The sequence below is a fragment of the Actinokineospora spheciospongiae genome (genome assembly GCF_003182415.1).
Lineage (GTDB): Bacteria > Actinomycetota > Actinomycetes > Mycobacteriales > Pseudonocardiaceae > Actinokineospora > Actinokineospora spheciospongiae.
Window position 1 is genome coordinate 15,221 of sequence record NZ_QHCP01000022.1, and the last position, 21,786, is coordinate 37,006.

Consider the following 21,786-nt stretch of genomic DNA (forward strand, 5'->3'; position numbering starts at 1 on the left):
CGCGGCCAGGAACCGTGGAGAGCCGTGAAGCTGAAGAACGGTGCGCCCGCCAAGTCGCCGACGACGATCCGGTCCCGGCTGACCGGTGTCGTCGTCGTGCCCAGCGTCATCCTGCTGGTGATGTGGGCGGTCTTCTCGTCCTACACCGTCTTCGACGGCATCTACCTCAAGGCCGTGACCAGCGGCGTCAAGGACGCCTCGATCCCGGCGATCAACACCTTCGCCGCGCTGCAGCGCGAGCGGCAGTTGACCATGACCGCGCTGAGCGCCCCCGGCACCAACGACGGCCCCCTCGCCGCGCAGCAGCAGACCACCGACAAGGCGATCCAGGACCTGGACACCGCCCTCACCGCCCTCGCCACCAGCGCCCCCGCCGAGGTCAACGAGAAGGTCACCGCCCTCAACCAGGCACTCGACCCGCTGCAGCAGCGCCGCGCGCAGGTCGAGACGGGCCGGGCCACCCAGGTGGAGATCTACGACTACTACAACAGCGTCCTCGACGCGGGCGCCGACCTGTTCGACACCCAGGCGCGCATCGTCCCCGACGCCGTCGTCGTGCAGGCCGGTCTGACCGCGACCGACTTCTTCCGCTCCGCGGACCGCATGTCCCGGGCCTCCTCGCTGGCCTCCGCCGCCATCGCCGCCCGCGGCTTCACCGCCGACCGGCACGTCGACTTCGCCACCCTGGTCGGCTCCTACCGGGCCACCATGGCAACCGCGGCGACCAACGGGACCGACAGCGTCCGGGACGCCTACCGCAAGCTCACCGGCTCCGACGCCTGGACCCGGCTGACCGCGGCCGAAGACGCCATGATCGGCCTGGTCCCCACCGACCGGGTCTCCGGCCGCGACGCCGACGAGGCGGTGCCGCCGATCTCCGCCGGGGACTGGGAGGCGCTGAGCAACGACACCTCCGAGCAGATCCTCAACCTGGCCAGGCAGCAGGCCACCGGCGGCGTCGACCTGGGCCTGCAACGCGCCGACGACAAGTTCTTCGAGGTCATCGTCGGCTCGCTGATCGCCCTGCTCGCGGTGGTCACCGGCATCGTGCTCGCCGTCCGCATCTCCCGCCGACTGGTCAACAAGGCCCTGGTCACCCGGCTCGACGAACTCAAGAACGACTCCCTGAAGCTGGCCCACGAGCGGCTGCCCGGGATCGTCGACCGGCTGCGACAGGGCGAGCGGGTCGACGTCGGCGCCGAGGTCCCCCCGCTCGACTACGGCACCGACGAGATCGGGCAGGTGGCCGACGCGTTCAACGCCGCGCAGTACACCGCCATCGCCGCCGCGGTGAAGGAGAGCCAGGCCCGCGAGGGCGTCAACCGCGTTTTCCTCGGCATCGCCCACCGCCACCAGGGCCTGGTCCACCGCCAGCTCAAGATCCTCGACAAGATGGAGCGCGAGGAGGAGAACCCCGAGCACCTCGACGCGCTGTTCCAGCTCGACCACCTCGCCACCCGCGCCCGCCGCAACGCCGAGAACCTGATCATCCTCGCCGGCGAGCAGCCCGGCCGCCAGTGGCGCAAGCCGGTGCGCCTGCTCGACATCCTGCGCGCCGCCGTCGCCGAGACCGAGCAGTACGTCCGCGTCCGCGTCCGCCAGGTGCCCGACGTCGCCCTGCAGGGCGTCGCCGTCGCCGACACCATCCACCTGGTCGCCGAGCTGGTCGACAACGCCGCGTCGTTCTCCCCGCCCCGCTCGCAGGTCGAGGTCTACACCTCCCAGGTCTCCGGCGGCGTCGTCGTCGAGATCGAGGACCACGGCCTCGGCATGACCGCCGAGGACCGCGAGCAGGCCAACCAGATGCTCGCCCACCCGCCCGAGTTCGACGCCATGGCGCTGCGCGGGGAATCCCGCCTGGGCCTGTTCGTCGTCGCCCGGCTGGCCGCGCGCCGGGCCATCCGCGTCGAGTTGCGCGAGTCGCCCTACGGCGGCACCGTCGCACTGGTGTTCATCCCGTCGGAGATCGTCGCCGAGAACGTCGACTTCGTGCCCGAATCCGACACCCCCAGCCCCCGGCCGCGCAAGCAGCTCGACCGCGCGCCGGAGGAGGGCGGCGGCACCGCCGTCGCGCTGGACACCGCCGTGGAGACCGTGGACTCGCCCTACCGGGGCGGGATCGACAAGTTCTGGTCCGACGCCCTGGGCGAGGACGGGGGATCGATCACCACCGCGGACCCCGACGCCGCCCAGTGGCCCCTCACCGACGAGGAAGCGCCGGAAACCCCGCACGCGGACGCGCTCCCGGTCGAGAACGGAGTTGGGCAGTCGCACACGCAGAACGGGCACTCGCGGTCGGAGGGCGAACGCCCCCTGCTGCCGCGGCGCAAACGACAGCAGAACCTCGCCCCCCAGCTCCGCGACGAACCGCTGGTCCCGGACTGGGAGGCCGACCCGCTGCCGCAGGCCGGGGAGCACACCGCCGAACGGGTGCGCAACACGATGTCGGCCTTCCAGCGCGGAACCCGGGACGCCCGGCGCGCCGAGGACACCGACGAGGACCGGACCGGGCAGTGACGCACCGGTGCCGTGGGTGACCACGGGATAGTGATGATCATGTCGAAGTGTTGTGTGACAACGGGGAAGGACAGCACACGGTGAACGACAAGATCGGCCAGGACCAGCAGCTGAACTGGCTTTTGGACGACCTCGTCCGCAGGGTGGTGGGCATCCGCCACTCGGTCGTGCTCTCCGCGGACGGACTGCTGCTCGGGCGCTCCGCAGAGCTGTCCAAGGACGACTCGGAGCACCTCTCGGCCATGGCCTCGGCCTTCCAGAGCCTGGCCAGGGGCACCGGCAGGCAGTTCAACGGCGGCCAGGTGCGCCAGACCATCGTCGAGATGGACCACGCGTTCCTGTTCGTCACCGCCGCGGGCCGCGGCGCCTGCCTCGCCGTCCTCGGCGAGGAGGACGCCGACGTCGGCATGATCGCCTACGAGATGAACATGCTGGTCAAGCGGGTCGGCGCCCACCTGGCCTCGGCACCGCGCGGCGGGGCCGCCGCCCCGGTCGCGGTCCCCGGCAGGCGCCCGTCATGACGGCGGCCGCCCCGGCGGTGGCGCCGTGGTGACCGGGGACCAGGACTGGTGGTTCGACGAGGCGGCGGGCCCACTGGTGCGCCCGTACGCGATGACCAGGGGCCGCACCCGCCCCAACGCCCCGAACCTCAACCTGGTGACCCAGATCAGGGCCTCCCGCTCCCCGTCGGACACCTCCGCGCTGAGCCCGGAACACCTGCAGATCATCGAGGTCTGCACGGTGCCGCTGTCGGTGGCCGAGGTCGCCGCCTACCTCAACGTGCCGCTGGTGGTGGTGAAGGTCCTCATCAGCGACCTGATCGAACGCGGTGACGTCCTCGCGGGGGCGATGTTCCAGACCACGGAGATCACCGACACGAAGCTCCTGCAGGCGGTACTCGATGGCATTCGGAGGATCTGACAGGTGAGCGACACGCTGGTGATCCCCACCTCGGTCAAGATCGTGGTGGCGGGCGGCTTCGGCGTCGGCAAGACCACGATGGTGAACTCGGTGAGCGAGATCCCGCCCCTGCGGACCGAGGAGGTCCTGACCGAGGCCAGTGTCGGCGTCGACGACATGCGCCTCATCGAGGGCAAGGAGACCACCACGGTCGCCCTCGACTTCGGCCGCATCACCATCAACCCGCAGGTGGTCCTGTACCTCTTCGGCACCCCCGGGCAGAACCGCTTCTGGTTCATGTGGGACGAACTCGCCCACGGCGCCCTCGGCGCCATCGTCCTGGTCGACACCCGCAGGCTCGACTCGAGCTTCCCCTCGATCGACTTCTTCGAACGCAGGCACATCCCCTTCATCGTCGCCGTCAACGGCTTCGAGGGCTCCTGGGACCACACGGTCGAAGAGGTCCGCCAGGCCCTCGACATCGACCCCTCGGTCCCGGTCGTCCGCTGCGACGCCCGCGAACGCGAGTCGAGCAAGGAGGTCCTGGTGCGGCTCGTGCAGTACACGATGGACCAGCTCGCACGCGCGTCGGCCTGACCCGGTCGGGGGTCCTCGGTATCCTGGGGTCGCGGAGGGGTTTCTGACCCAGGCGCCCGGGATGGTGGCAGGCGGGATGGTGGCAGGCGCTCGCCGGTCCGACCTGAGTTGTCCACAGGCACTCGGTCGGAGGGCGTGGATTGTCGGTGGTCGCGGGTAAGCTTGAGTCGGAATGGCGCGCGGGGGCGAGGACGGTCACGGGGGTGGTGGTGGTGATGGCGGCTCGCAGACGTTGCTGTGCACCACGCCCAGGCCGCCCTACCCAGTCACGGCCACACCACCGCAGGCGAGCCGCCCACCGCTGACCCCCGCCGGGCCTCACTGCTGCGCCCGGCGGTGAACGCTGCGGTCCCGTGTTGCGGGTGCACCCGCGCGGCCGCGCCTGGCGGCGAAAGCTGCGGTCCCGTGTTGCGGGTGCACCCGCGCGGCCGCGCCTGGCGGCGAAAGCTGCGGTCCCGTGTTGCGGGTGCACCCGCGCGGCCGCGCCTGGCGGCGAAAGCTGCGGTCCCGTGTTGCGGGTGCACCCGCGCGGCCGCGCCTGGCGGCGAAAGCTGCGGTCCCGCGTTGCGGGCGCACCCGCGCGGCCGCGCCTGGCGGCGAAAGCTGCGGTCCCGCGTTGCGGGCGCACCCGCGCGGCCGCGCCTGGCGGCGAAAGCTGCGGTCCCGCGTTGCGGGCGCACCCGCGTTGCCGTGCCCGGCGGTGAACGCTGCTGTCCCGCGCTGCGGGCCACACCCGGAGGGCACGCCTGGCATTGAGCGCCGTGTTCCCGCAGTGCCGCCACGTCCGGCCGGGAGCGCTGCGATCGCACCTGGAGGTCGACGGCCAGCGGTGAGCGCCGTGCGGTCCCGCTGCGGCCATGTCCGGAGTCGTGCCTGGCGTGGGCGCTGCGGCGATGCGCTGCGGTGTGGAAGCCGGGCGGTTGCAGCGCGGCCTCAGGGCACCACCGGCCGGGGGCGCTGGCAGGTGCTCTCAGCCTGGAGGGGCGGGCTCTCGCCCGCCCCTCGGAGGTCAGCCGCACGGGACTCAAGCCGTTGGGGCCAGCCGCGCGGAACCCGCCCCTGGGGTCAGCCGTGCGGGGCCAATCCCTCGGGGGTCAGCCCTACGGGATCAGTCCCGTACCGGCTCGACCCGGCAGTTGAAGTGCCGCAGCAGCGGCGGGGACTCCACCACCCGGTAGCCCGGCACCGAGGTCGGGTCCTTGGCGATCTCGCCCAGGATCTCCGCCACGTACTCGAGGTGGCTCTGGGTGTAGACCCGGCGGGGGATGGCCAGGCGGACGAGTTCGTACGGGGCCGCCTTGACCAGGTTGCCTTCGGCGTCTTCCTCGCCGAGGTAGAGGGAGCCCAGTTCGGCGCAGCGGATGCCGCCCGCGAGGTAGAGCTCGGTGGCCAGGGCGTGGCCGGGGAAGCGGTGCGGGGGGAGGTGGGGCAGGAGCCGTCCGGCGTTGAGGTATAGGGCGTGGATGCCCGCGGGTTCGACGATGGAGACGCCGACCGTGTTGATGAGTTCGCCGAGGTAGCGGGTGGCGTCTTCGCGGGAGCGGAGGTAGTCGGGGTCGACTACCTCCTCCATTCCCGTGGCCAGCATTTCCAGGTCCCGGCCCGCCAAGCCGCCGTAGGTGCGGAAGCCCTCGGTGGCGGTGAGGACCAGTTCGCACTGCTTGGCGAGGGCCTCGTCGCGGACGGCGAGGAAGGCGCCCATGTGGGCGATGGCGTCCTTCTTGAGGCTGGCGACCGCGCCGTCGGCCAGGTCGAACGCGGCTCGGGCGACCTCGTGCGGGGTCTTGTCGGACCAGCCTTCCTCGCGCTGGATGACCAGCCAGGCGTTCTCGGCGAAGCGGGCGGCGTCGAGGAAGCAGGGGACGCCGTGGGCGCGGCAGAGTTCGGTGGCGGCGGCGAGGTTGGCCATGGAGACCGGTTGGCCGCCGCCGCCGTTGTTGGTGATCGTCATGATGACCTGGCCGACCGGGTCGGGGCCAGCGAGGGCGGCTTCGAGGGCGGCGAGGTCGATGTTGCCCTTGAACGGGTCGCGGCTGTCGAGGTTCCCGGCCTCCGCGCACGGCAGGTCGACGGCGGTGCCGCCGGAGAGCTGGACGTTGGCCCGGGTGGTGTCGAAGTGGGTGTTGCTGATCGACAGGTCACCCGGCTTGAGGACGGCGCCGAAGAGGATGCGCTCCGCGGCCCGGCCCTGGTGCACCGGCATGATGTGCGGGTAGCCGGTCAGGTCCTCCACCACCTTGCGGAAGCGGAAGAACGACCGCGCCCCGGCGTAGGTCTCGTCGCCGAGCATCCCGGCTGCCTGCTGCGCCGAGGAAAGGGCGTTGGTACCCGAGTCGCTGAGCAGGTCGATGGTGATTTCGTCGGCCCGCAGATTGAACGGGTTGTAGCCCGCCCGGGCCATTGCCGCCTCGCGCTCGGCCCGGGTGAGAATGGGGATGGGCTCGACGACCTTGATGCGGTACGGCTCCATCAGCGGCATCGGCGGTTACTTCCTTTTCGTTTGTCGCGTGGGTTCGTGACCCATTTCGGTGCGGTGTACGCAACCACACCGGAGTTATGCCGCACCCACCCTGGCCCGGGACGGGCGGTTCACCTCGTAGGCCTCGGCCGACAGGTACACCGTGACGCCCGGCCGCGGCGGGCCCATCCGCAGCGACACGTGCGCCAGCAGCCCGACGCCCTCGGCCAGCGGTCGGTCGGTGACCGCGCGCACCGCCCGCTCCAGCGCCGCGGTGTCCACCCCGAAGCTGCGCAGCGCCCGCCGCGTCCGGTCCAGCGCCACCGCGTCGTCGCGCACGTAGTCGCGCACCGGCACGTAGAGCGAATACCCCTTCGGTCGGGCGGAGTCGCTGGCCAGGAAGGTGTGGCTGGACACCAGCGGCCTGCGGAGGAACGGGCCCGGCCCGCCGACCAGCGCGGTGAACTCGGCGACCCGCGCGGTGTCGGCGGCGTCGGCGGCGCCCGCGGCCGACTGCGCCTCGGCGGCGGTCGCGGCGAAGTGCGACTGGTAGAGCTTCACCCTGGCCGAGGCGGTGTCCTCCAGGTCGAGGGCGAAGAACGAGAACCGGTCCAGGGTGGACCCCGGCCGGGGCTGGTGGGCGAGAACCCAGTCGAAGCTGCCGGTGAAGCCCAGCCTGCTCAGCGCGGTGCGGACCAGGCTGTCGGCCTTCGCCTGGCCGCGCACCTCCGGGTTGAGGTAGACCTTGACCATGGGCGGGCCCTCGGACCGGACCACGAAGGAGAACCACAGGGTGAACACGCCCTGCGGGTCCTCGGGCAGGAACAGGTCGCGCACCTCGTCGAACTTGTCCGTGGCCAGCGGGTAGCGCTCGGCCAGCCGGTCCAGCGCGGCCAGTGCGGCGGCCATGTTCTGCCGCGGCCCCGGCGCGGCCGCCACGCACTCGATGAGCATCCGCAGCGTGTGCGAGCCGTCCTCCTCGAAGGCCACCGAGTACTCCACGGGGGAGTGGTCGTCGGCGACGTCGGAGCGCCACAGCGGCGGCTCGGCCAGACCCCGGGTGCCCGCCGGGCCCAGCAGGTCCGCCACCACCTCGACCACCTCGTCGGCGCGGTGCTCCAATCCGATGGCCAAGCACAACCGCCGCAATTGGGCGCCCGTGTATTCATTGACCGACACAGCCCGCATCACGACTCCGAGATTCTTCACCGGTGATATCGATGTCCGAGCAACGTACGGGTCCTGTGGAACCAGTTCGTACCGCCAAGCTGGTGATCCACATCCGTCGTGGCCTCACCGAGCGTAAATGAAGGTATTGCCGAAAAGTCGTGGTTGATCACACCGGGGCTTCGTGCTAAGGACGTCAATTCGACCACGGAGGGTGTCATACCACCGGCAAATAAAAGGTGTGAACAAATTCACTGTAATGCTTTCACTCGGATGGGTGACACGCCTTGACAACCCGGGTGATCAGCTCGGATGTCCGAACTCCGCCACCGCGCGGCGTCGGTCCAATCCGCTCCGGCGTCTGCACGTGCAGATCGGCTGATGTCACTCCCGGTAGCCGGGGTGCGGCTCGGCGCGATCTTCGTCACTCCTCCCGCGAGGTGGGCCGAACGGGTTCAACCCGGCGCGTCCCCGATGGTCACGATTTGGTCTGTACCGGTGGGTAACAAACCGTCCTCGATGGACGGTCAGGTACCCGCACGCCGTCCGACCAGCCCGGTTTGCCCGTGTTAGCGTGAGTGGCATGACTTCGCCAGATGGCTGCAGTACGCGGCCGGGCCCGGCCCGGCCGCTCCGTGAGTCCCAGGTGATCACCCCGTGCTGATGCTGCTCGGACTCGCTTCCGTCCTGCTCCTCACCGCCGCCACCGGCTACTTCGTCGCGCAGGAGTTCGCTTACGTCGCGGTCGACCGCAACCGCCTGCGCCAGCTCGCCGAAGAGGGCGACAAGGCCGCGGAACGCGCCTTCGCCGTCACCCAGAAGCTGTCGTTCATGCTGTCCGGCGCGCAGTTCGGCATCACCGTCACCGCGCTGCTCGTCGGCTACGTCTCCGAGCCCTACCTCGGCGGCGGCATCGCCGAACTGCTCGGCCTGACCGGCCTGCCCGCGGGCGCCACGACGGCGATCTCGGTCGTCTTCGCGCTGCTGTTCTCCACCGCGGTGCAGATGGTTTTCGGCGAACTCGCGCCGAAGAATCTGGCCATCGCCAAGCCGGAGGCGCTCGCCAAGGCGCTGAGCCGGTCCACTTTGATCTACCTGACCGTCGGCGGGCCGCTGATCCGGTTGTTCGACAACGCCTCCAACCGGTTGCTGCGAGCCCTGGGCATCGAACCCATCGAGGAGCTGCCGCAGGGCGCCACCGCGGAGGACCTGCGCGGCATCATCGACGAGTCGCGCGAGGAGGGGCAGCTCGACGCGGGCACCTCCCGGCTGCTCGAGGGCGGGCTCGACTTCCGCACCCTCACCGCGGGCCAGGTCATGACCCCGAGGGTGGACGTGCACACCCTGCGCGCCGAGGACCCCGCCTCCCGCCTGGTCGAACTGCTCGACACCGGCCGCTCCCGCTTCCCGGTCATCGGGTCCGACGTGGACGACGTCGTCGGCGTGGTGGGCATCGCCGAGCTGCTGACCGTGCCCGCCGCCGAGCGGGCCACCACGCCGATCGCCGAGGTCGCCACCGTCCCGCTGTTCCTCCCGGAGAGCCTGGCGCTGCCGGAGGTGCTGGAGCGGCTGCGACTGGAGCACCGGCAGCTCGCCTGCGTGGTCGACGAGTTCGGCGGCTTCGCCGGGGTGGTGTCCTTCGAGGACGTCGCCGAGGAGGTCGTCGGGGAGATCCTGGACGAGGACGACCACGTGGAGGAGCGCGCCGTGGCCAACGGCGACGGGTCCTGGTCGGTGCCCGCGCGCTGGCGGGTCGACGAGGTCGCCGAGGTGACCGGGATCGAGCTGCCCGCGGGCGCCGAGTACGACACGGTCAGCGGGCTGGTCCTGCAGCGGCTCGGCCGCGTGCCGCGCCCGGGGGACCGGGTCACCGTCGAGGTCGACGGGGGCGGGGCGGTGGTCGTGGAGGTCGCCGAGATCACCCGGCACGTCCCGAGCACCGTCACCGTCCGCCCGGCCGACGCGGAGGTGACGGCGTGAGCGTCGGACCCGCCCTGGGGATCTCGCTGGTCCTGCTGGTGCTCAACGCGTTCTTCGTGGCCGCCGAGTTCGCGCTGGTGGCCTCCAAGCGGCACCGGCTGGAGGAGGCCGCCGCGCACGGCGGCCGCGCGGCGCGGGCGGCGATCGAGGGCTCCAAGGAGCTGTCGATGATGCTCGCGGGCGCCCAGCTCGGCATCACCCTGTGCACGCTGGGGCTCGGCGCGCTGGCCAAGCCCGCCGTGGCGGAGCTGCTGTCGCCGGTGTTCACGTTCCTCGGGCTGTCGCGGGCGTGGGCGTACCCGATCGCCTTCGTGCTGGCCGTGGTGCTGGTGGTGTTCCTGCACATGGTCGTCGGGGAGATGATGCCGAAGTCCTGGGCGATCTCGCACCCGGAGCGCTCCGCGCTGCTGCTGGCGCTGCCGTTCCGCGCGTTCACCCGCGCCACCCGCGCGGTGCTGCGCGCGCTCAACGGCGTGGCCAACGCGACCCTGCGCCTGGTCCGCGTCGACCCGCAGGACACCGTCGCCTCCGCGCACGGGCCCGACGACCTGCGGCTGCTGCTGCGCGAGTCCCGCGAGCACGGTCTGCTGCCCGAGTCGCAGCACCGGCTGCTCACCGGGGTCCTGTCGGTGCAGACCTCCACCGTCGCGCAGGTGATGGCCGCTCGGGACGAGATGGTCACCACCACCCCCACCTCGACGGCCGCCGAGGTCGAGGAGCGCAGCCGCGAGACCGGGCGCTCCCGGCTGGTGGTCGTGTCCCCGGGCGGGGACCCGGTCGGCATCGTGCACGTCCGCGAGGCCGTCCGCGCCACCATGGCGGGCCTGGACACCACGGTGGCGGAGCTGATGACCGACCCGCTGGTGCTGCCGAGGGACCTGCCCGCCGCCGAGGCGGTCACCCGGATGCGGGCCGAGCGCTCGCAGTTGGCCCTGGTCTCCGGCCCGGGGGGCGAGGTCGTCGGCCTGGCCGCCCTGGAGGACCTGCTGGAGGAGATCCTGGGCGAGTTCGACGACGAGACCGACACCGCCTGACCCGCGGCCCCGCCAAAGGAAGCACCCGAGAAGCTGACAGCGACGCCCGTCGCTGTCAGCTTCTCAGCTTTTCATCATGTCCCGCGCCTAACCTCGCACCCGGACAAAGCGGACCCGCAGAGGAGAGCGCCCATGACGGTGGTCGACCACGACCCGGCCGAGGTGGCCACCGGGACGACGAGGGAGCGGGTCGCGGCCCTGGCGCCCCTGGCCGGGCTGCTGGCCGTCGTCGCCGGGGTCGTGACGCTGCTGGTGCTGCACGTCGTGCCGCCGACGAACGCGCTCGACCCGGTGCGCCGCACGCTGAGCGAGTACGCCCTCGGCGAGGCCAAGTGGGCCTTCGACGGCTCGCTGGTGCTCATCGCCGTTGGCTCCGCGCTGGTGTTCGCCTCGGCCGCGCGGCGCCGGGCGCCCACGGTGGCGCTGCTGTTTGGTGCGGTGTGGACGGTGAGCCTGCTGGTGATCGTGGCGTTCACCAAGACGAATTGGGCGGTGGGGCCGAGCATCGGCGGCACCATCCACCGCTACGCCAGCGTCGCCGCGTTCGTGTCGCTGCCGGTCGCCGTCCTGGTCGCGGTGCGGCGGGTCTTCCCGGACCGGCCCGGCTGGCGGTGGGCGGCGCGCGGCTGCGCGGTCGTGTCGCTGCTGTGGTTCGGCACCATCGTCGTCGGGGCGGTGAACATGGCCCTCGGCGGGCCGCCGTGGTGGCGGTTCGTGCCGCTGGGGCTGGTGGAGCGCATGGTCGCCTTCGCCGCCGTCGCCGGGTTGGCGGTGCTCGCCCTGGGGATGGTGCGTACTGGCGGTATGGGGCATACTCACGGTACGGGCGAGGACGCCCGCGGGTAGAGGAGGCGCCGGATGCGTGGTCGGTATGCGAACCTGCGGCGGATCGAGTCGTTGGACCCGGTCGTCGACCACCACGAGATCTACCGCATCTCCTCGGGGCTGGAATTCCCCTGGGACTACCAGCGGTCGCTGGAGTTCGCCCTGTTCCGCACCTACTGCGTGCCCAGCATCTCGGCGCTGCTCGACGCCACCGGCGAGTTCGCCCGCCGCCCCCAGCGCCGCTACGACGACACCGCCCTGCTGATGGCCGAGCTGGCCGAGCACGGCTACGACTCCCCGCGCGGGCGGGCGTCGCTGCGGGTGGTCAACCGGATGCACGCGCGCTACCGCATCGACAACGCGGACATGCTCTACGTGCTGACCACCTTCATCTACGACCCGATCGACTGGATCACCGCGTACGGCTGGCGCCCGCTGTCGGACCACGAGCGGCTGGCGGCCTTCCACTTCTACCGCGCCGTCGGCACCCGCATGGGCATCACCGACATCCCCGAGGACTACGACGAGTTCCGCGCCTTCAAGGCGGACTACGAGCGCACGCACTTCGTCTACAGCGACACCAACCACCGCGTGGGCGTGCACACCAGGGAACTGCTGTGCTCGTGGTACCCGCGCCCGTTCGCACCCCTGGTGCGCCTGGCCGTCCACGGCCTGATCACCCCGCAGATGCGCGCCGCGTTCGGCTTCCCCGCCGCCCCGGCGTGGCTGACCAGGCTGGAGCACGGCGCCCTGCGCGCCCGCTCGGCGGCGGTCCGGCTGCTGCCCCCGCGCCGGGTGTCGCGCCTGGCCAACGACGCGAAGAACCGCACCTACCCCGGCTACCCGGAGGGCTACGAGCCCGGCGACCTCGGCGCCCCGGAACCCCAGGACCTCGACCCGGGGTGGCTGCGCCCGTCGCGGTGATGTTCACCGGGCACCGTCTCCCCTGGCACCCGGCGACAAGTTCCCGCCCGGGGCGTGACGCGCCCTCGGGGCCTGTGCCACGGTGGCGCGGTCAGCGCCGACCGGCCGGGAAAGGGAGCACGATGCCCGACTTCACCACCGCCGCCCTCGGGGAGTGGACCGAGCCGGAGACCTTCGAGGTCACCGCCGAGCGGATCGCCGCCTACGCCGAGGCCACCAACGACCCGATCCCCGCGCACCGGGCCGGGGAGGTGGCGCCCCCGGTGTTCGGGATCGTGCCCGTGTTCCGGGCCCTCGGGCCCGCCGCGTTCGCCGTGGCGCCGCTGGAGCTGGTGCCGTTCCTGGTGCACGGCGAGCACGACTTCACCTTCCACCGCCCCATCCGCCCCGGTGACGTGCTCACCAGCCGCGCCCGCCCGATCGGGGTGGTGTCCAGGGAGCGCGGCACCGCGGTCGTGGTCCACACCGAGACCCGCGCGGCCGACGGGGAACCGGTCAACGAGCAGTGGATGACGTCCTACTTCCGCGGCGTCGACGGCGGGGTCACCGAGGGGGAGCGCGCCCCCGGCCACGCCTTTGACGAGTCGCTGCGCGCCGCGGAGCCCACCGCCACCGTCGCCGCCCACCTCGACGACGACCAGACCCACCGCTACAGCCCCGCCGCGGGCGACCCCATGCCCATCCACCTCGATCCGGAGATGGCCAGGAGCGTCGGCCTGCCCGGCATCATCGTCCACGGCATGTGCACCATGGCCATGACCTCGTGGGCCGCGCTCACCGCCTTCGCCGACGGCGACACCGCGCGCCTGCGGCGCCTCGCCGTCCGCTTCGCCAAGCCGGTCCTGCCCGGCCAGGACATCAGCACGGCCTTCCACGCCACCGGCACCGGCCACGCCTTCGAGACCACCGTCGGCGACACGGTCGTGATCAAGGACGGCCTGGCGGTCCTCGGCTGAGTTGTTTGCCCGCGCCCTCCCCGGGAATGTCCCACCCGGACACGGGGAGGTGCGCGTGCGTCTGCGCCGCAGCAAGTGCGACGGTCCCGGCGTGCGGCGGGTCCGCCGCGGCCGGGGCTTCGCCTACGTCGACGAGTCCGGCGACCGGGTGGACGACCCCGCCGTCCTCGACCGCGTCCGCGAACTCGTCATCCCGCCCGCCTGGCAGGACGTGTGGATCTGCCCGCACCCCAACGGCCACATCCAGGCCGTGGGCACCGACGACGCGGGCAGGCGCCAGTACCTCTACCACGAGCGGTGGCGCTCGCAGCGCGACGAGCAGAAGCACGAGCGCGTCCTGGCCCTGGCCCGCAGGCTGCCGAAGATCCGCACCCGCATCCACGACGACCTGGTCCGGCCCGGCCTGAGCCGCGAACGGGTGATCGCGGGCGCCCTGCGCATCCTCGACCGCGGGGTGTTCCGGGTGGGCGGGGAGGAGTACGCCGAGGACTCGCGCGGGGTGGCGACCCTGCTGCGCTCGCACGTGCGGGTGCGCCGCGACGAACTGGCCTTCCACTTCCCGGCCAAGGGCGGGATCGACCGGGAGGCGGTGATCCGCGACGCCGAACTGGCCGATCTCGTGCGGGCCCTGCGCCGGGGCAAGGCCGACGGGGACCGGCTCTTCGCCCACGACGGGCACGTGATCCGGGCCGAGGAGGTGAACGAGCGGTTCAAGCAGTTCGCGGGGGAGCGGTTCACGGTGAAGGACATGCGCACGTGGACGGCCACGGTCCTGGCGGCGGCGGAGTACGCCGCGCGGGAGCAGCCTCCGTCGAAGACGGCGGCTCGGCGGTTGGACGCGGAGGTGATGCGGGCGGTGGCCGAGCAGTTGGGCAACACCCCGACCGTGGCCCGGCAGTCCTACGTGGACCCGAGGGTGGTCGAGGCGTTCCACTCCGGCCGGTCGATCGAGGCCGCGCTGCGCCGCATCCGGGGCAAGCCGGAGGAGGAGATCCGCGAACCGCTTGAGCGGGCCGTCATCCGCCTGCTCAAGTCCTCCTGACCGGCTGCCCTGATCCGCCCCGGTACGGGGAACGCTACGAGGATTCTCCTGCGCGGCGGGCACCTCGGCGGGGCTCGCGGCCGTGGGGCTGTTGCGGGGTGGGGTTGTCCGGGGCGGGTGGGATGCCCAGGGTGACGGGGGAGGAACCGATCTCGACCGGTTCGCCGTGGTGGGTGGTGGTGATCGGATCGCCGGAGACCAGGTGGTAGGTGGCGTTGTCGTGGGTGACCTCAACGCGCAGGCGGGTGCCCCGGAAGGACATGCGGAAGGACACCCGGGACAGGCCGCGCGGGAGGCGGGGGGCGAAGGTCAGTTCGCCGCCGTGGTCGCGCATGCCGCCCAGGCCCGCGACGACCGCCTGCCAGGCCCCCGCCAGGGAGGCCATGTGCAGGCCGTTCTTGACGTTGCCGTGCAGGTCGTCGAGGTCGGTCAGGGCGGCTTCGGCGAGGTAGTCGTAGGCGAGGTCCAGGTGCCCGCACTCGGCGGCCATGACCGCCTGGGTGCCCGCCGAGAGCGACGAGTCGCGGACGGTGCGGGCCTCGTAGTAGGCGAAGTCGCGGGCCTTCTCCTCGGGGGTGAAGGCGTCGCCGCGCAGGTGCAGGGCCAGGACCAGGTCGGCCTGCTTGACGACCTGCTTGCGGTACAGCTCGAAGTACGGGTAGTTCAGCAGCAGCGGGTAGCCGTCCTCCGGGGTGTTCTCGAAGTCCCACTCCTCGTGCTGGGTGAACGCCTCCGCCTGCGGGTGCACGCCCAGCAGTTCGTCGTAGGGCACGTGCATCCGGTCCGCGGCGTCGGCCCAGACCGACTTCTCCGCGTCGGTGACCCCCAGGGCCTCGGCCACCCCGGGGTTGCGCTCGCACGCGGCCAGTGCCTCGCGCAGGTTCTTCTGCGCCATCAGGTTGGTGTAGACGTTGTTGTCCACCACCGCGGTGTACTCGTCCGGGCCGGTGACCCCGTCGATGCGGAAGCCGTCGTGCGGGTCGTGGTGGCCCAGCGACGCCCACAGGCGGGCCGTCTCCACCAGCAGCTCCGTGGCGTACTCCCGGTCGAAGTCCTCGTCGCCGGTGGCGGCCAGGTAGCGGGCGGTGGCGTCGGCGATGTCGGCGGAGACGTGGAAGGCGGCGGTCCCGGCGGGCCAGTACGCCGAGCACTCCGCGCCGTTGATCGACCGCCACGGGAACGCCGCGCCGCCCTTGCCCAGCACCTCGGCGCGGTCCCTGGCGGCCTCGAGGGTGCTGTGCCGCCAGCGCAGCGCGTCGCGGGCGGCGTCGGGCATGGTGTAGGTCAGGACCGGGAGGACGAAGGTCTCGGTGTCCCAGAACGCGTGCCCGTCGTAGCCGGGGCCGGTGAGGCCCTTGCCCGGGATGGCCCGGCTCTCCCCGCGCGCCCCCGCCTGCGCGATGTGGAACAGCGCCAGCCGCAGGGCTTGTTGCAGCGCCGGGTCGCCGTCGATCTCGACGTCGGCGGCCTCCCAGAAGTCGTCGAGGAACGCCTCCTGCTCGGCCAGCAGCCCCTCCCAGCCGGTCTGCCGCGCGCCCGCGAGCGCCGCCTCCGCCTGCGCGCGCAGCGCGGGAGCCGAGCGCTGCGCGGACCAGCCGTAGGCCAGGTACTTCGTCACCGACAGCGTCTCACCGGCCGCGATGTCGGCGGCGATGGTCAGCCGGGCCAGGTCGTCCTCGCAGGTGATCTCGGTGCGCAGGCCGTCGTTGGCGTCGATCTCGTGGTCCATCGCCGCGGCCATCCGCAGCCCGGACTCCTTGGTGCGGTGCACCAGCACCGCGCGGTACCCCTCCGACCAGTGGAACTCCCCGGCCAGCGGCGACTTCAGCGCCAGCGCCACCCGGGGGTCGCGCGACTCGGACACGATCGGCTCGTTGGCCAGCAGGTCCGACTGGACCACCAACTGCGTGGTGTCCTCCAGCGGGGTCACCTCGTAGCGGATCGCCGCCACCGCCCGCTGGGTGAACGACACCAGCCGCCGGGTCTTCACCAGCACCCGCCGCCCGGTCGGCGACTCCCACTCGGTCTCCCTGGTGAGCACGCCGGTGCGGAAGTCCAGGGTGCGGTGGTGGGTGTGCGCCTTGCCGTAGCGCATGTCCAGCGGCTCGTCCTCGACCAGCAGCCGCATGATCTTGCCGTCGGTCACGTTCACGACCGTCTGCCCGGCCTCGGGGTAGCCGTAGCCCGCCTCGGCGTAGGGCAGCGAGTGCTCCTCGTAGAACCCGTTGAGGTAGGTGCCCGGCAGCCCGACCGGTTCGCCCTCGTCCAGCGAGCCGCGCATCCCCAGGTGGCCGTTGGCCAGCGCGAAGGCCGACTCGGTGCGGTGCAGCTGGTCGACGTCGATGGTCTCCCAGCGCAGCCGCCACGGCTCGACGACGAAGCCGCTCACTTGCCCTCCAGCAGCTCGTCGAGCTCGTCGACGACGACGTCGGCGCCCTCGGCGCGCAGCTCGTCGGCCTGGTCGGCGCGGTTGACCCCGACCACGTAGGCGAACTCCCCGGCCCGGCCCGCCCGCACGCCGGAGAGGGCGTCCTCGAACACCGCCGCCTGCGCGGGGGTGACCCCAAGCCGCTTGGCGCCCTCCAGGAAGGAGTCCGGGGCGGGCTTGCCGCGCAGGTTCTCCTCGGCGATGGTGATCCCGTCCACCCGGGCCAGCACGAACGGGGTCAGGCCCGCCACGTCGAGCACGTGCTCGCCGTTCGCCGAGGAGGTCACCACGGCGATCTTGAGCCCGGCGTCGCGCGCGGCCTGCAGGTAGCGCACGGACGCGGGGTAGGGCTGCACGCCGCGCTCGTCGATGATCCGCATCAGGTCGGCGTTCTTGCGGTTGCCGACGCCGTTGACGGTGTCGGCGTCCGGCGGGTCGTCCGGGGTTCCCTCGTCCAGGTGAATGCCGCGCGACTCCAGGAAGGTGCGCACCCCGTCGGCGCGGGGCCTGCCGTCGACGTACGCGGCGTAGTCCCGGGGGGTGAACGGCGAGCGGTCGCCGTCGGCGCGGGTGGCCAGGAACGCGTCGAACGTCGTGCGCCACGCCTCCTGGTGCAGGGCGGCGGTGCTGGTCAGCACCCCGTCGAGGTCGAAGAGGCAGGCGGTGACCCCGTCGGGCAGTCCGATCATGGGGGCGACGGTACCGCCTGCCGGGGAGGCGGGCAGAGCGGCCTTTGTCCGTTGTCGCGGAGAGTGAGCAGGACCACGGCCGATCGGGAACGCGGGAGGGGGGTCGAGCGTTGAGATGGATGTCGCCCCCCGACCGGGCAGCGCGGACCCACCCCGTACGGAGTTCCCCCCAACTCCAGGGGAAGCGCGTCCCCTCCGGTCGGTGGGGCGACCTGAGCCGCCGACCGGACCGACCCCCACCCCGGGTCCGGTCGGCGGCGCTCCGCTGTTCACGGAAAGTGAGTTTCCCGGACCGGTGTCCCCGTGGTGGGTGAGTGCGGGCCCGGATGGCGCAGTGCGACCGACGGGTGAACCCCCGCGGAACTCAGAAGATCTTGACGATGCCCAGCAGTGACACGATGGTGAAGCCGATGACGCACAGCACCGCCACCGCCACGAACACCAGGGTCACGATCGGGACGGTCCGGCTGGGGTAGCGCTGCGGCTCGGACAGGCCCTCGGTGGTGCTGCCCGAATCGGGCGGGGTCTCGCCGGGCTGCAGGTCCGCGGAGACGCCGGGGGTGCGGTCGGGGTCGGGGTCGGGAGGAGTGGCGGTCATGCGACCGGACTACCCCGCGCACCGGGGTTCACACCGAACCCGCCCGGTGGTATGAAAACGCCGATCCGGGGTACGCCAGGGGCATGAACGAGCCGAACCGCACATTGGACGCGCGCGAGCTGTCCACCGGGGAGCTGGTCAGCAGACTCAGCGAACAGGTGTCCCGGCTCGTGCGCGATGAACTGTCACTGGCCAAGGTCGAACTCAAGGACAAGGGCAAGCAGGCCGGGGTCGGCGCCGCGCTCGGCGGCTCCGCCGGGGTGCTCGCCTGGTTCGGGGTGGCCGCCCTGATGATCACGGCCATCGCCGCGCTCGCACTGGTCCTGCCCACCTGGGCCGCCGCGCTCATCGTGGCGGGCGTGCTGTTCGCGGTCGCCGCCGTGCTCGGGATGGTCGCGGTGAAGAAGGTCAAGCACGCCACGCCGCCGATCCCGGAGCAGGCCATCGACAGCACCCGCCGCGACGTCGAAGCCGTGAAGGAGAGTGCCCACCGATGAGCGTGGACCCCGACGACAAGAAGGCCCTCGCCGCCGACATCGAGCAGGCCAGGGAGGAACTCGCCGAGACGGTGGACGCCCTGGTCGCCAAGACGGACGTGAAGCGCCGGGTGGGTGAGAAGGCCGAGGAGGTCAAGGCGGAGGTCAAGGCGACCGTCGCGGCCAAGGCGCAGGAGGCCAAGGAGAAGGTCGGCCACGCCAAGGACACCGTGGTCGCCAAGGCCGCCGAGGCCAAGGAGAAGGTCGCGGAGAAGGCCGTCGACGCCAAGGACGCGGCGGTGGAGGTCAAGGAGGCCGCCGCCGCGAAGGTCCGCGGCACGGGCACCGGGGCCACGGCGGGCACGCTCGCCGACAAGGGCCAGGACCTCACCGCGCAGACCAAGGACCTGCTGGCCGGGCAGGCGCTGACCGCCAAGGCCAAGGCCGACCAGGTCGTCGTCACCGCCAAGCGCAACCCGGTGCCGTTCGCGGTCCTCGCCGCCGCGCTGGCCGCGGTGATCGCGCTGATCCTGCGCAACCGGGGGAGGTGACCGGGTGAAGCTGCTCTTCCGCCCGCTCAGCATGCTCATCAGCGTGCTCGGCGGTGTCCTGGCCGGTGCGCTGTTCAAGCGCCTCTGGCGCGGCGCGACCGGTGACGACGAGGCCCCCGAGGCCACCTCGCCGGACCACTCCACCAAGGAGGTGCTGGTCGCCGCGCTGCTGCACGGCGCCATCTTCGGGGTGGTCAAGGCGGCGGTCGACCGCGCCGGTGCCAAGAGCTTCCGCAGGATGACCGGCAAGAACCTCGACAACTGATCCTCCCCGCAATGCCGGAAGCGGCCCCTCCCGCAGGAGGGGCCGCTTCCGGCATTGCAACCGCGGGGATCAGTCCGGTGGCTCGGTCCCGTCGCGCTGCGAGGCTTCCTCGTCGGTGTCCTCGGCGCGGGCCGTCCGGCCCACCACGGGGGTGGGCTCCCGGGTGGAGGACTCGGCGTACTCGTCCAACTCGGCCGTGCTGCGGTCGAGCAGGTCCGGCTCCTCGTCCTTCCCCGGCTCTGCGTTCTTCTGGTCGGAATCCTTGTCGGACACGGGAACCCCTTGATTCAGGCGGACGCTTCGCGCAGGGCGGGCAGCAGTTCGGCCTCCGCGAACGGGAAGAAGCCGTCCTGGTGCTCCCCGCCGATCTGCACGAGCGCCACATCGGTGAAACCGGCCTCCCAGAACGCCGAGACCGCCTTGACGATCGGCTCGACATCCGGGCCGCACGGGATGCTCTCGGCGACGTCGGACTCGCGGACGAACTGCGTCGCCCCGGCGAACCCGGCCGGGCCGGGCAACTCGGCGTTGACCTTCCACCCGCCCGCGAACCAGCGGAACTGCTCGTGCGCGCGGGTCACGGCGGCGTCGCGGTCGGGGTCCCAGCAGATCGGGATCTGCCCGATCTTGCGCACCTCGGCCGCGGGCCGCCCGGAGGCGGCGTCCCACATGGAGCACAGCTCGGCGTCCGGCTCGACGGCGATCAGGTGGTCGGCCATCGGGGCGAACCGCGACACCGACTGCGCCCCCGACACCGCGACCGCCAGCGGCACCCGGTGCTCGGGCAGGTCCCACAGCTTCGCCGAGTCGACCCGGAAGTGCCTGCCGACGGTGTTGACGTAGTCGCCGGAGAACAGCGCCGAGATGATGTCGACCGCCTCGGTGAGCATCTCGTGCCGCTCGTTGGCGGGCGGCCAGCCCCGGCCCACGACGTGCTCGTTGAGGTTCTCACCCGCCCCCAGGCCGAGGGTGAACCTGTTGTCGGACAACAGGCCCAGCGTCGCCGCCTGCTGCGCCACCACGGTCGGGTGGTAGCGCATCGTCGGGCAGGTCACGTAGGTCATCAGCTCGACCGCCTCGGTGACCTGGCTGACCGCCCCCAGCGTCACCCACGCGTTCGGGGCGTGCCCCTGGGCGGTCAGCCACGGGGAGAAGTGGTCGCTGGAGACCTCGAAGTCGAACCCGGCGGCCTCCGCCGCCGCCGCGTGCCGGACCAGGTCGCGCGGTCCGGCCTGCTCGGTCATCAGGGTGTAGCCGAAGCGGGTCACCGCAGTTCCCCGCGCACTGCCGCGTCCGGGCTGCGGTCGCCGTCGTCGTAGGGGACGTCGGACTCCTCGCGCAGCGACGCCGCGACCGAGCCGCCCGCCTCGTCGTCGAGCTGGCCTCGGCTCGACGCCCTGGCCAGCACCGGGTCGGCGACCTCGGGCGGGGGCAGCTCGTCGTCGCCGATGATGCGGTCGACGCCCTCCAGGCCCTCGCCGTCGTAGGCGCGCTCGTCGATGCGGTCGTCCAGCCGCGACAGCGGGGTGTCCGCGCCGGGGCGGGTGGCGGAGGCGGACACGTCCGGCTCCTCGGCGGCGAGCCGGTGGTCGAGGTCCTCGCCCTCGCGCTGCTCGCGCGCCGTGGTGCCGAACCGGTTGGCCTCCGCCCAGCGCTCGGGCGGCTCGATGCCCTCCTCCAGCGGGTCGAGCCGCAGGTTGTCCTCGTCGAGGCTCTCCTGCTGGCTGAGGGATTCGGGGCGTTCACCATCGGTACTCATGCGACCGACCTACCCGGCGGCGGCCCCGGACAAACTCGAGGCCGGTGTCAGCGGGGCCGCGAGCGCGTCGGTCCCACCGCGCCCGTCCCCGGGCTCCCTCCTGCTCCGTTCAGGTGTACGGAGGGCGGGGTTTCCAACCGCGGGCCTTGTTCGTGGGTGAACCACCCGTTTGTCGGTCATCGCCCGAGGCTCGTTGCGGGCGGTGACCCAGAGTGGTCGTCAAGAAGGTCGACTCATTTCAAAACTGGTAACAGTAACAGGCGTTCACCGTGTAACGTTTCCGGCGTAGGGTGTACGAGCTGTGGCGTTCGGCCGTCTCCGTCCGAATGCGACGTGAACGCGTGGCCCGTTGCGGGATCACCCGAATGCCATGTTTGTGCCTCCCGGAAACGACATCGGTGATCCACCCGGCGTGATCATGGGATGTCTTGGGCTCGTGGCCTCGAACCGGTGCCTTGCCAATGGAAAAGGGATCGGCTTACATATGTCGAGCCACCCCCGAGTAGGTGGCGGAAAAACTCCCCAAAACCCAAGAATACGAGGTTCTCGTGCGCAACAAGCTGGCATCGATGGCGGCAATGGTCGGCGTGGCGGCATCCCTGCTCATCGGCGGGGCCACC

21 protein-coding genes are annotated in these 21,786 nt (G+C 71.9%); 13 read left to right on the forward strand and 8 right to left on the reverse strand.

Annotated features, from left to right (window positions below; translation table 11 throughout):
* Positions 1-24: 24 nt before the first annotated feature.
* The 4 genes from DFQ13_RS32435 (at position 25) to DFQ13_RS32450 (ending at position 4,014) form a co-directional block, all read left to right on the forward strand.
* Complete coding sequence (locus tag DFQ13_RS32435) at positions 25-2,517, forward strand: nitrate- and nitrite sensing domain-containing protein (RefSeq protein ID WP_035278739.1); 2,493 nt, start codon at positions 25-27, stop codon at positions 2,515-2,517.
* Between the two features lie 80 nt (positions 2,518-2,597).
* Positions 2,598-3,038 (forward strand): roadblock/LC7 domain-containing protein, encoded by a 441-nt coding sequence (locus tag DFQ13_RS32440; protein WP_035278738.1) that lies wholly within the window; start codon positions 2,598-2,600, stop codon positions 3,036-3,038.
* A gap of 28 nt (positions 3,039-3,066) precedes the next feature.
* Positions 3,067-3,438: a DUF742 domain-containing protein gene (locus DFQ13_RS32445; RefSeq protein ID WP_308075389.1), complete on the forward strand. Its 372-nt coding sequence runs from the start codon at positions 3,067-3,069 to the stop codon at positions 3,436-3,438.
* A 3-nt stretch (positions 3,439-3,441) separates the two neighbouring features.
* Positions 3,442-4,014, forward strand: a complete 573-nt coding sequence (locus DFQ13_RS32450; RefSeq protein WP_035278733.1) for a GTP-binding protein — start codon at positions 3,442-3,444, stop codon at positions 4,012-4,014.
* A 1,108-nt stretch (positions 4,015-5,122) separates the two neighbouring features.
* Here the strand turns inward: DFQ13_RS32450 and DFQ13_RS32455 are convergent.
* Positions 5,123-6,493 (reverse strand): tryptophanase, encoded by a 1,371-nt coding sequence (locus tag DFQ13_RS32455; protein ID WP_110082571.1) that lies wholly within the window; start codon positions 6,491-6,493, stop codon positions 5,123-5,125.
* Between the two features lie 75 nt (positions 6,494-6,568).
* The gene (locus DFQ13_RS32460) at positions 6,569-7,606 is read right to left on the reverse strand and encodes a tryptophan dimethylallyltransferase family protein (RefSeq protein WP_233438685.1); all 1,038 of its coding nucleotides are present in this window, start codon (positions 7,604-7,606) and stop codon (positions 6,569-6,571) included.
* Positions 7,607-8,302: 696 nt separating this feature from the next.
* On the opposite strand from DFQ13_RS32460, the gene DFQ13_RS32465 reads away from it, so the two are divergent.
* The 6 genes from DFQ13_RS32465 (at position 8,303) to DFQ13_RS32490 (ending at position 14,400) form a co-directional block, all read left to right on the forward strand.
* Entirely contained in the window at positions 8,303-9,619 is a 1,317-nt protein-coding gene (locus DFQ13_RS32465; RefSeq protein ID WP_233438686.1) for a hemolysin family protein, read from the forward strand.
* Complete coding sequence (locus tag DFQ13_RS32470; RefSeq protein ID WP_110082574.1) at positions 9,616-10,653, forward strand: hemolysin family protein; 1,038 nt, start codon at positions 9,616-9,618, stop codon at positions 10,651-10,653. The genes DFQ13_RS32465 and DFQ13_RS32470 overlap by 4 nt, the downstream gene beginning before the upstream one ends.
* Positions 10,654-10,785: 132 nt before the next feature.
* Positions 10,786-11,499 (forward strand): DUF998 domain-containing protein, encoded by a 714-nt coding sequence (locus DFQ13_RS32475; protein ID WP_110082575.1) that lies wholly within the window; start codon positions 10,786-10,788, stop codon positions 11,497-11,499.
* A gap of 12 nt (positions 11,500-11,511) precedes the next feature.
* A complete protein-coding gene (locus DFQ13_RS32480; protein WP_110082576.1) occupies positions 11,512-12,402 on the forward strand; it encodes an oxygenase MpaB family protein in 891 nt (296 codons plus the stop codon).
* 122 nt (positions 12,403-12,524) lie between these two features.
* A complete protein-coding gene (locus tag DFQ13_RS32485; RefSeq protein WP_110082577.1) occupies positions 12,525-13,358 on the forward strand; it encodes a MaoC/PaaZ C-terminal domain-containing protein in 834 nt (277 codons plus the stop codon).
* A 55-nt stretch (positions 13,359-13,413) separates the two neighbouring features.
* Positions 13,414-14,400, forward strand: coding sequence for a DNA topoisomerase IB (locus DFQ13_RS32490; protein ID WP_110082578.1), 987 nt, complete (start codon positions 13,414-13,416; stop codon positions 14,398-14,400).
* Positions 14,401-14,434: 34 nt separating this feature from the next.
* Here DFQ13_RS32490 and DFQ13_RS32495 read toward each other — a convergent pair whose 3' ends face one another.
* The 3 genes from DFQ13_RS32495 to DFQ13_RS32505 form a co-directional block, all read right to left on the reverse strand.
* On the reverse strand, positions 14,435-16,789 hold the full coding sequence (locus tag DFQ13_RS32495; RefSeq protein WP_110082579.1) for a glycoside hydrolase family 65 protein: 2,355 nt from the start codon (positions 16,787-16,789) through the stop codon (positions 14,435-14,437).
* Complete coding sequence (locus DFQ13_RS32500; protein WP_110082580.1) at positions 16,786-17,517, reverse strand: HAD family hydrolase; 732 nt, start codon at positions 17,515-17,517, stop codon at positions 16,786-16,788. The genes DFQ13_RS32495 and DFQ13_RS32500 overlap by 4 nt, the downstream gene beginning before the upstream one ends.
* Positions 17,518-17,881: 364 nt before the next feature.
* Complete coding sequence (locus DFQ13_RS32505) at positions 17,882-18,115, reverse strand: DUF6480 family protein (RefSeq protein ID WP_035278714.1); 234 nt, start codon at positions 18,113-18,115, stop codon at positions 17,882-17,884.
* 83 nt (positions 18,116-18,198) lie between these two features.
* On the opposite strand from DFQ13_RS32505, the gene DFQ13_RS32510 reads away from it, so the two are divergent.
* From DFQ13_RS32510 to DFQ13_RS32520, 3 genes are read left to right on the forward strand one after another with little or no spacing between them, the layout of a single operon-like run.
* Complete coding sequence (locus DFQ13_RS32510) at positions 18,199-18,612, forward strand: phage holin family protein (RefSeq protein ID WP_035278713.1); 414 nt, start codon at positions 18,199-18,201, stop codon at positions 18,610-18,612.
* Positions 18,609-19,142, forward strand: a complete 534-nt coding sequence (locus DFQ13_RS32515; RefSeq protein WP_110082581.1) for a DUF3618 domain-containing protein — start codon at positions 18,609-18,611, stop codon at positions 19,140-19,142. Before DFQ13_RS32510 ends, DFQ13_RS32515 begins: the two co-directional genes overlap by 4 nt.
* A gap of 4 nt (positions 19,143-19,146) precedes the next feature.
* Entirely contained in the window at positions 19,147-19,407 is a 261-nt protein-coding gene (locus tag DFQ13_RS32520) for a DUF4235 domain-containing protein (RefSeq protein ID WP_110082582.1), read from the forward strand.
* A 69-nt stretch (positions 19,408-19,476) separates the two neighbouring features.
* Here DFQ13_RS32520 and DFQ13_RS32525 read toward each other — a convergent pair whose 3' ends face one another.
* The 3 genes from DFQ13_RS32525 to DFQ13_RS32535 are packed head-to-tail and all read right to left on the reverse strand — an operon-like array spanning position 19,477 to position 21,166.
* The gene (locus DFQ13_RS32525) at positions 19,477-19,680 is read right to left on the reverse strand and encodes a hypothetical protein (RefSeq protein ID WP_035278712.1); all 204 of its coding nucleotides are present in this window, start codon (positions 19,678-19,680) and stop codon (positions 19,477-19,479) included.
* A gap of 14 nt (positions 19,681-19,694) precedes the next feature.
* Positions 19,695-20,675, reverse strand: a complete 981-nt coding sequence (locus tag DFQ13_RS32530) for a TIGR03557 family F420-dependent LLM class oxidoreductase (protein WP_084175280.1) — start codon at positions 20,673-20,675, stop codon at positions 19,695-19,697.
* Positions 20,672-21,166, reverse strand: a complete 495-nt coding sequence (locus DFQ13_RS32535; protein ID WP_181400259.1) for a hypothetical protein — start codon at positions 21,164-21,166, stop codon at positions 20,672-20,674. Before DFQ13_RS32535 ends, DFQ13_RS32530 begins: the two co-directional genes overlap by 4 nt.
* Between the last annotated feature and the right edge of the window lie 620 nt (positions 21,167-21,786).

What these genes read in the sequence shown, in the direction of transcription:
- DFQ13_RS32455 (WP_110082571.1), bottom strand. Translation starts at nt 6,493, where the DNA reads ATGCCGCTGATGGAGCCGTACCGCATCAAGGTCGTCGAGCCCATCCCC.
- DFQ13_RS32465 (WP_233438686.1), top strand. Translation starts at nt 8,303, where the DNA reads ATGCTGCTCGGACTCGCTTCCGTCCTGCTCCTCACCGCCGCCACCGGC.
- DFQ13_RS32475 (WP_110082575.1), top strand. Translation starts at nt 10,786, where the DNA reads ATGACGGTGGTCGACCACGACCCGGCCGAGGTGGCCACCGGGACGACG.
- DFQ13_RS32480 (WP_110082576.1), top strand. Translation starts at nt 11,512, where the DNA reads ATGCGTGGTCGGTATGCGAACCTGCGGCGGATCGAGTCGTTGGACCCG.
- DFQ13_RS32485 (WP_110082577.1), top strand. Translation starts at nt 12,525, where the DNA reads ATGCCCGACTTCACCACCGCCGCCCTCGGGGAGTGGACCGAGCCGGAG.
- DFQ13_RS32500 (WP_110082580.1), bottom strand. Translation starts at nt 17,517, where the DNA reads ATGATCGGACTGCCCGACGGGGTCACCGCCTGCCTCTTCGACCTCGAC.
- DFQ13_RS32505 (WP_035278714.1), bottom strand. Translation starts at nt 18,115, where the DNA reads ATGACCGCCACTCCTCCCGACCCCGACCCCGACCGCACCCCCGGCGTC.
- DFQ13_RS32510 (WP_035278713.1), top strand. Translation starts at nt 18,199, where the DNA reads ATGAACGAGCCGAACCGCACATTGGACGCGCGCGAGCTGTCCACCGGG.
- DFQ13_RS32515 (WP_110082581.1), top strand. Translation starts at nt 18,609, where the DNA reads ATGAGCGTGGACCCCGACGACAAGAAGGCCCTCGCCGCCGACATCGAG.
- DFQ13_RS32535 (WP_181400259.1), bottom strand. Translation starts at nt 21,166, where the DNA reads ATGAGTACCGATGGTGAACGCCCCGAATCCCTCAGCCAGCAGGAGAGC.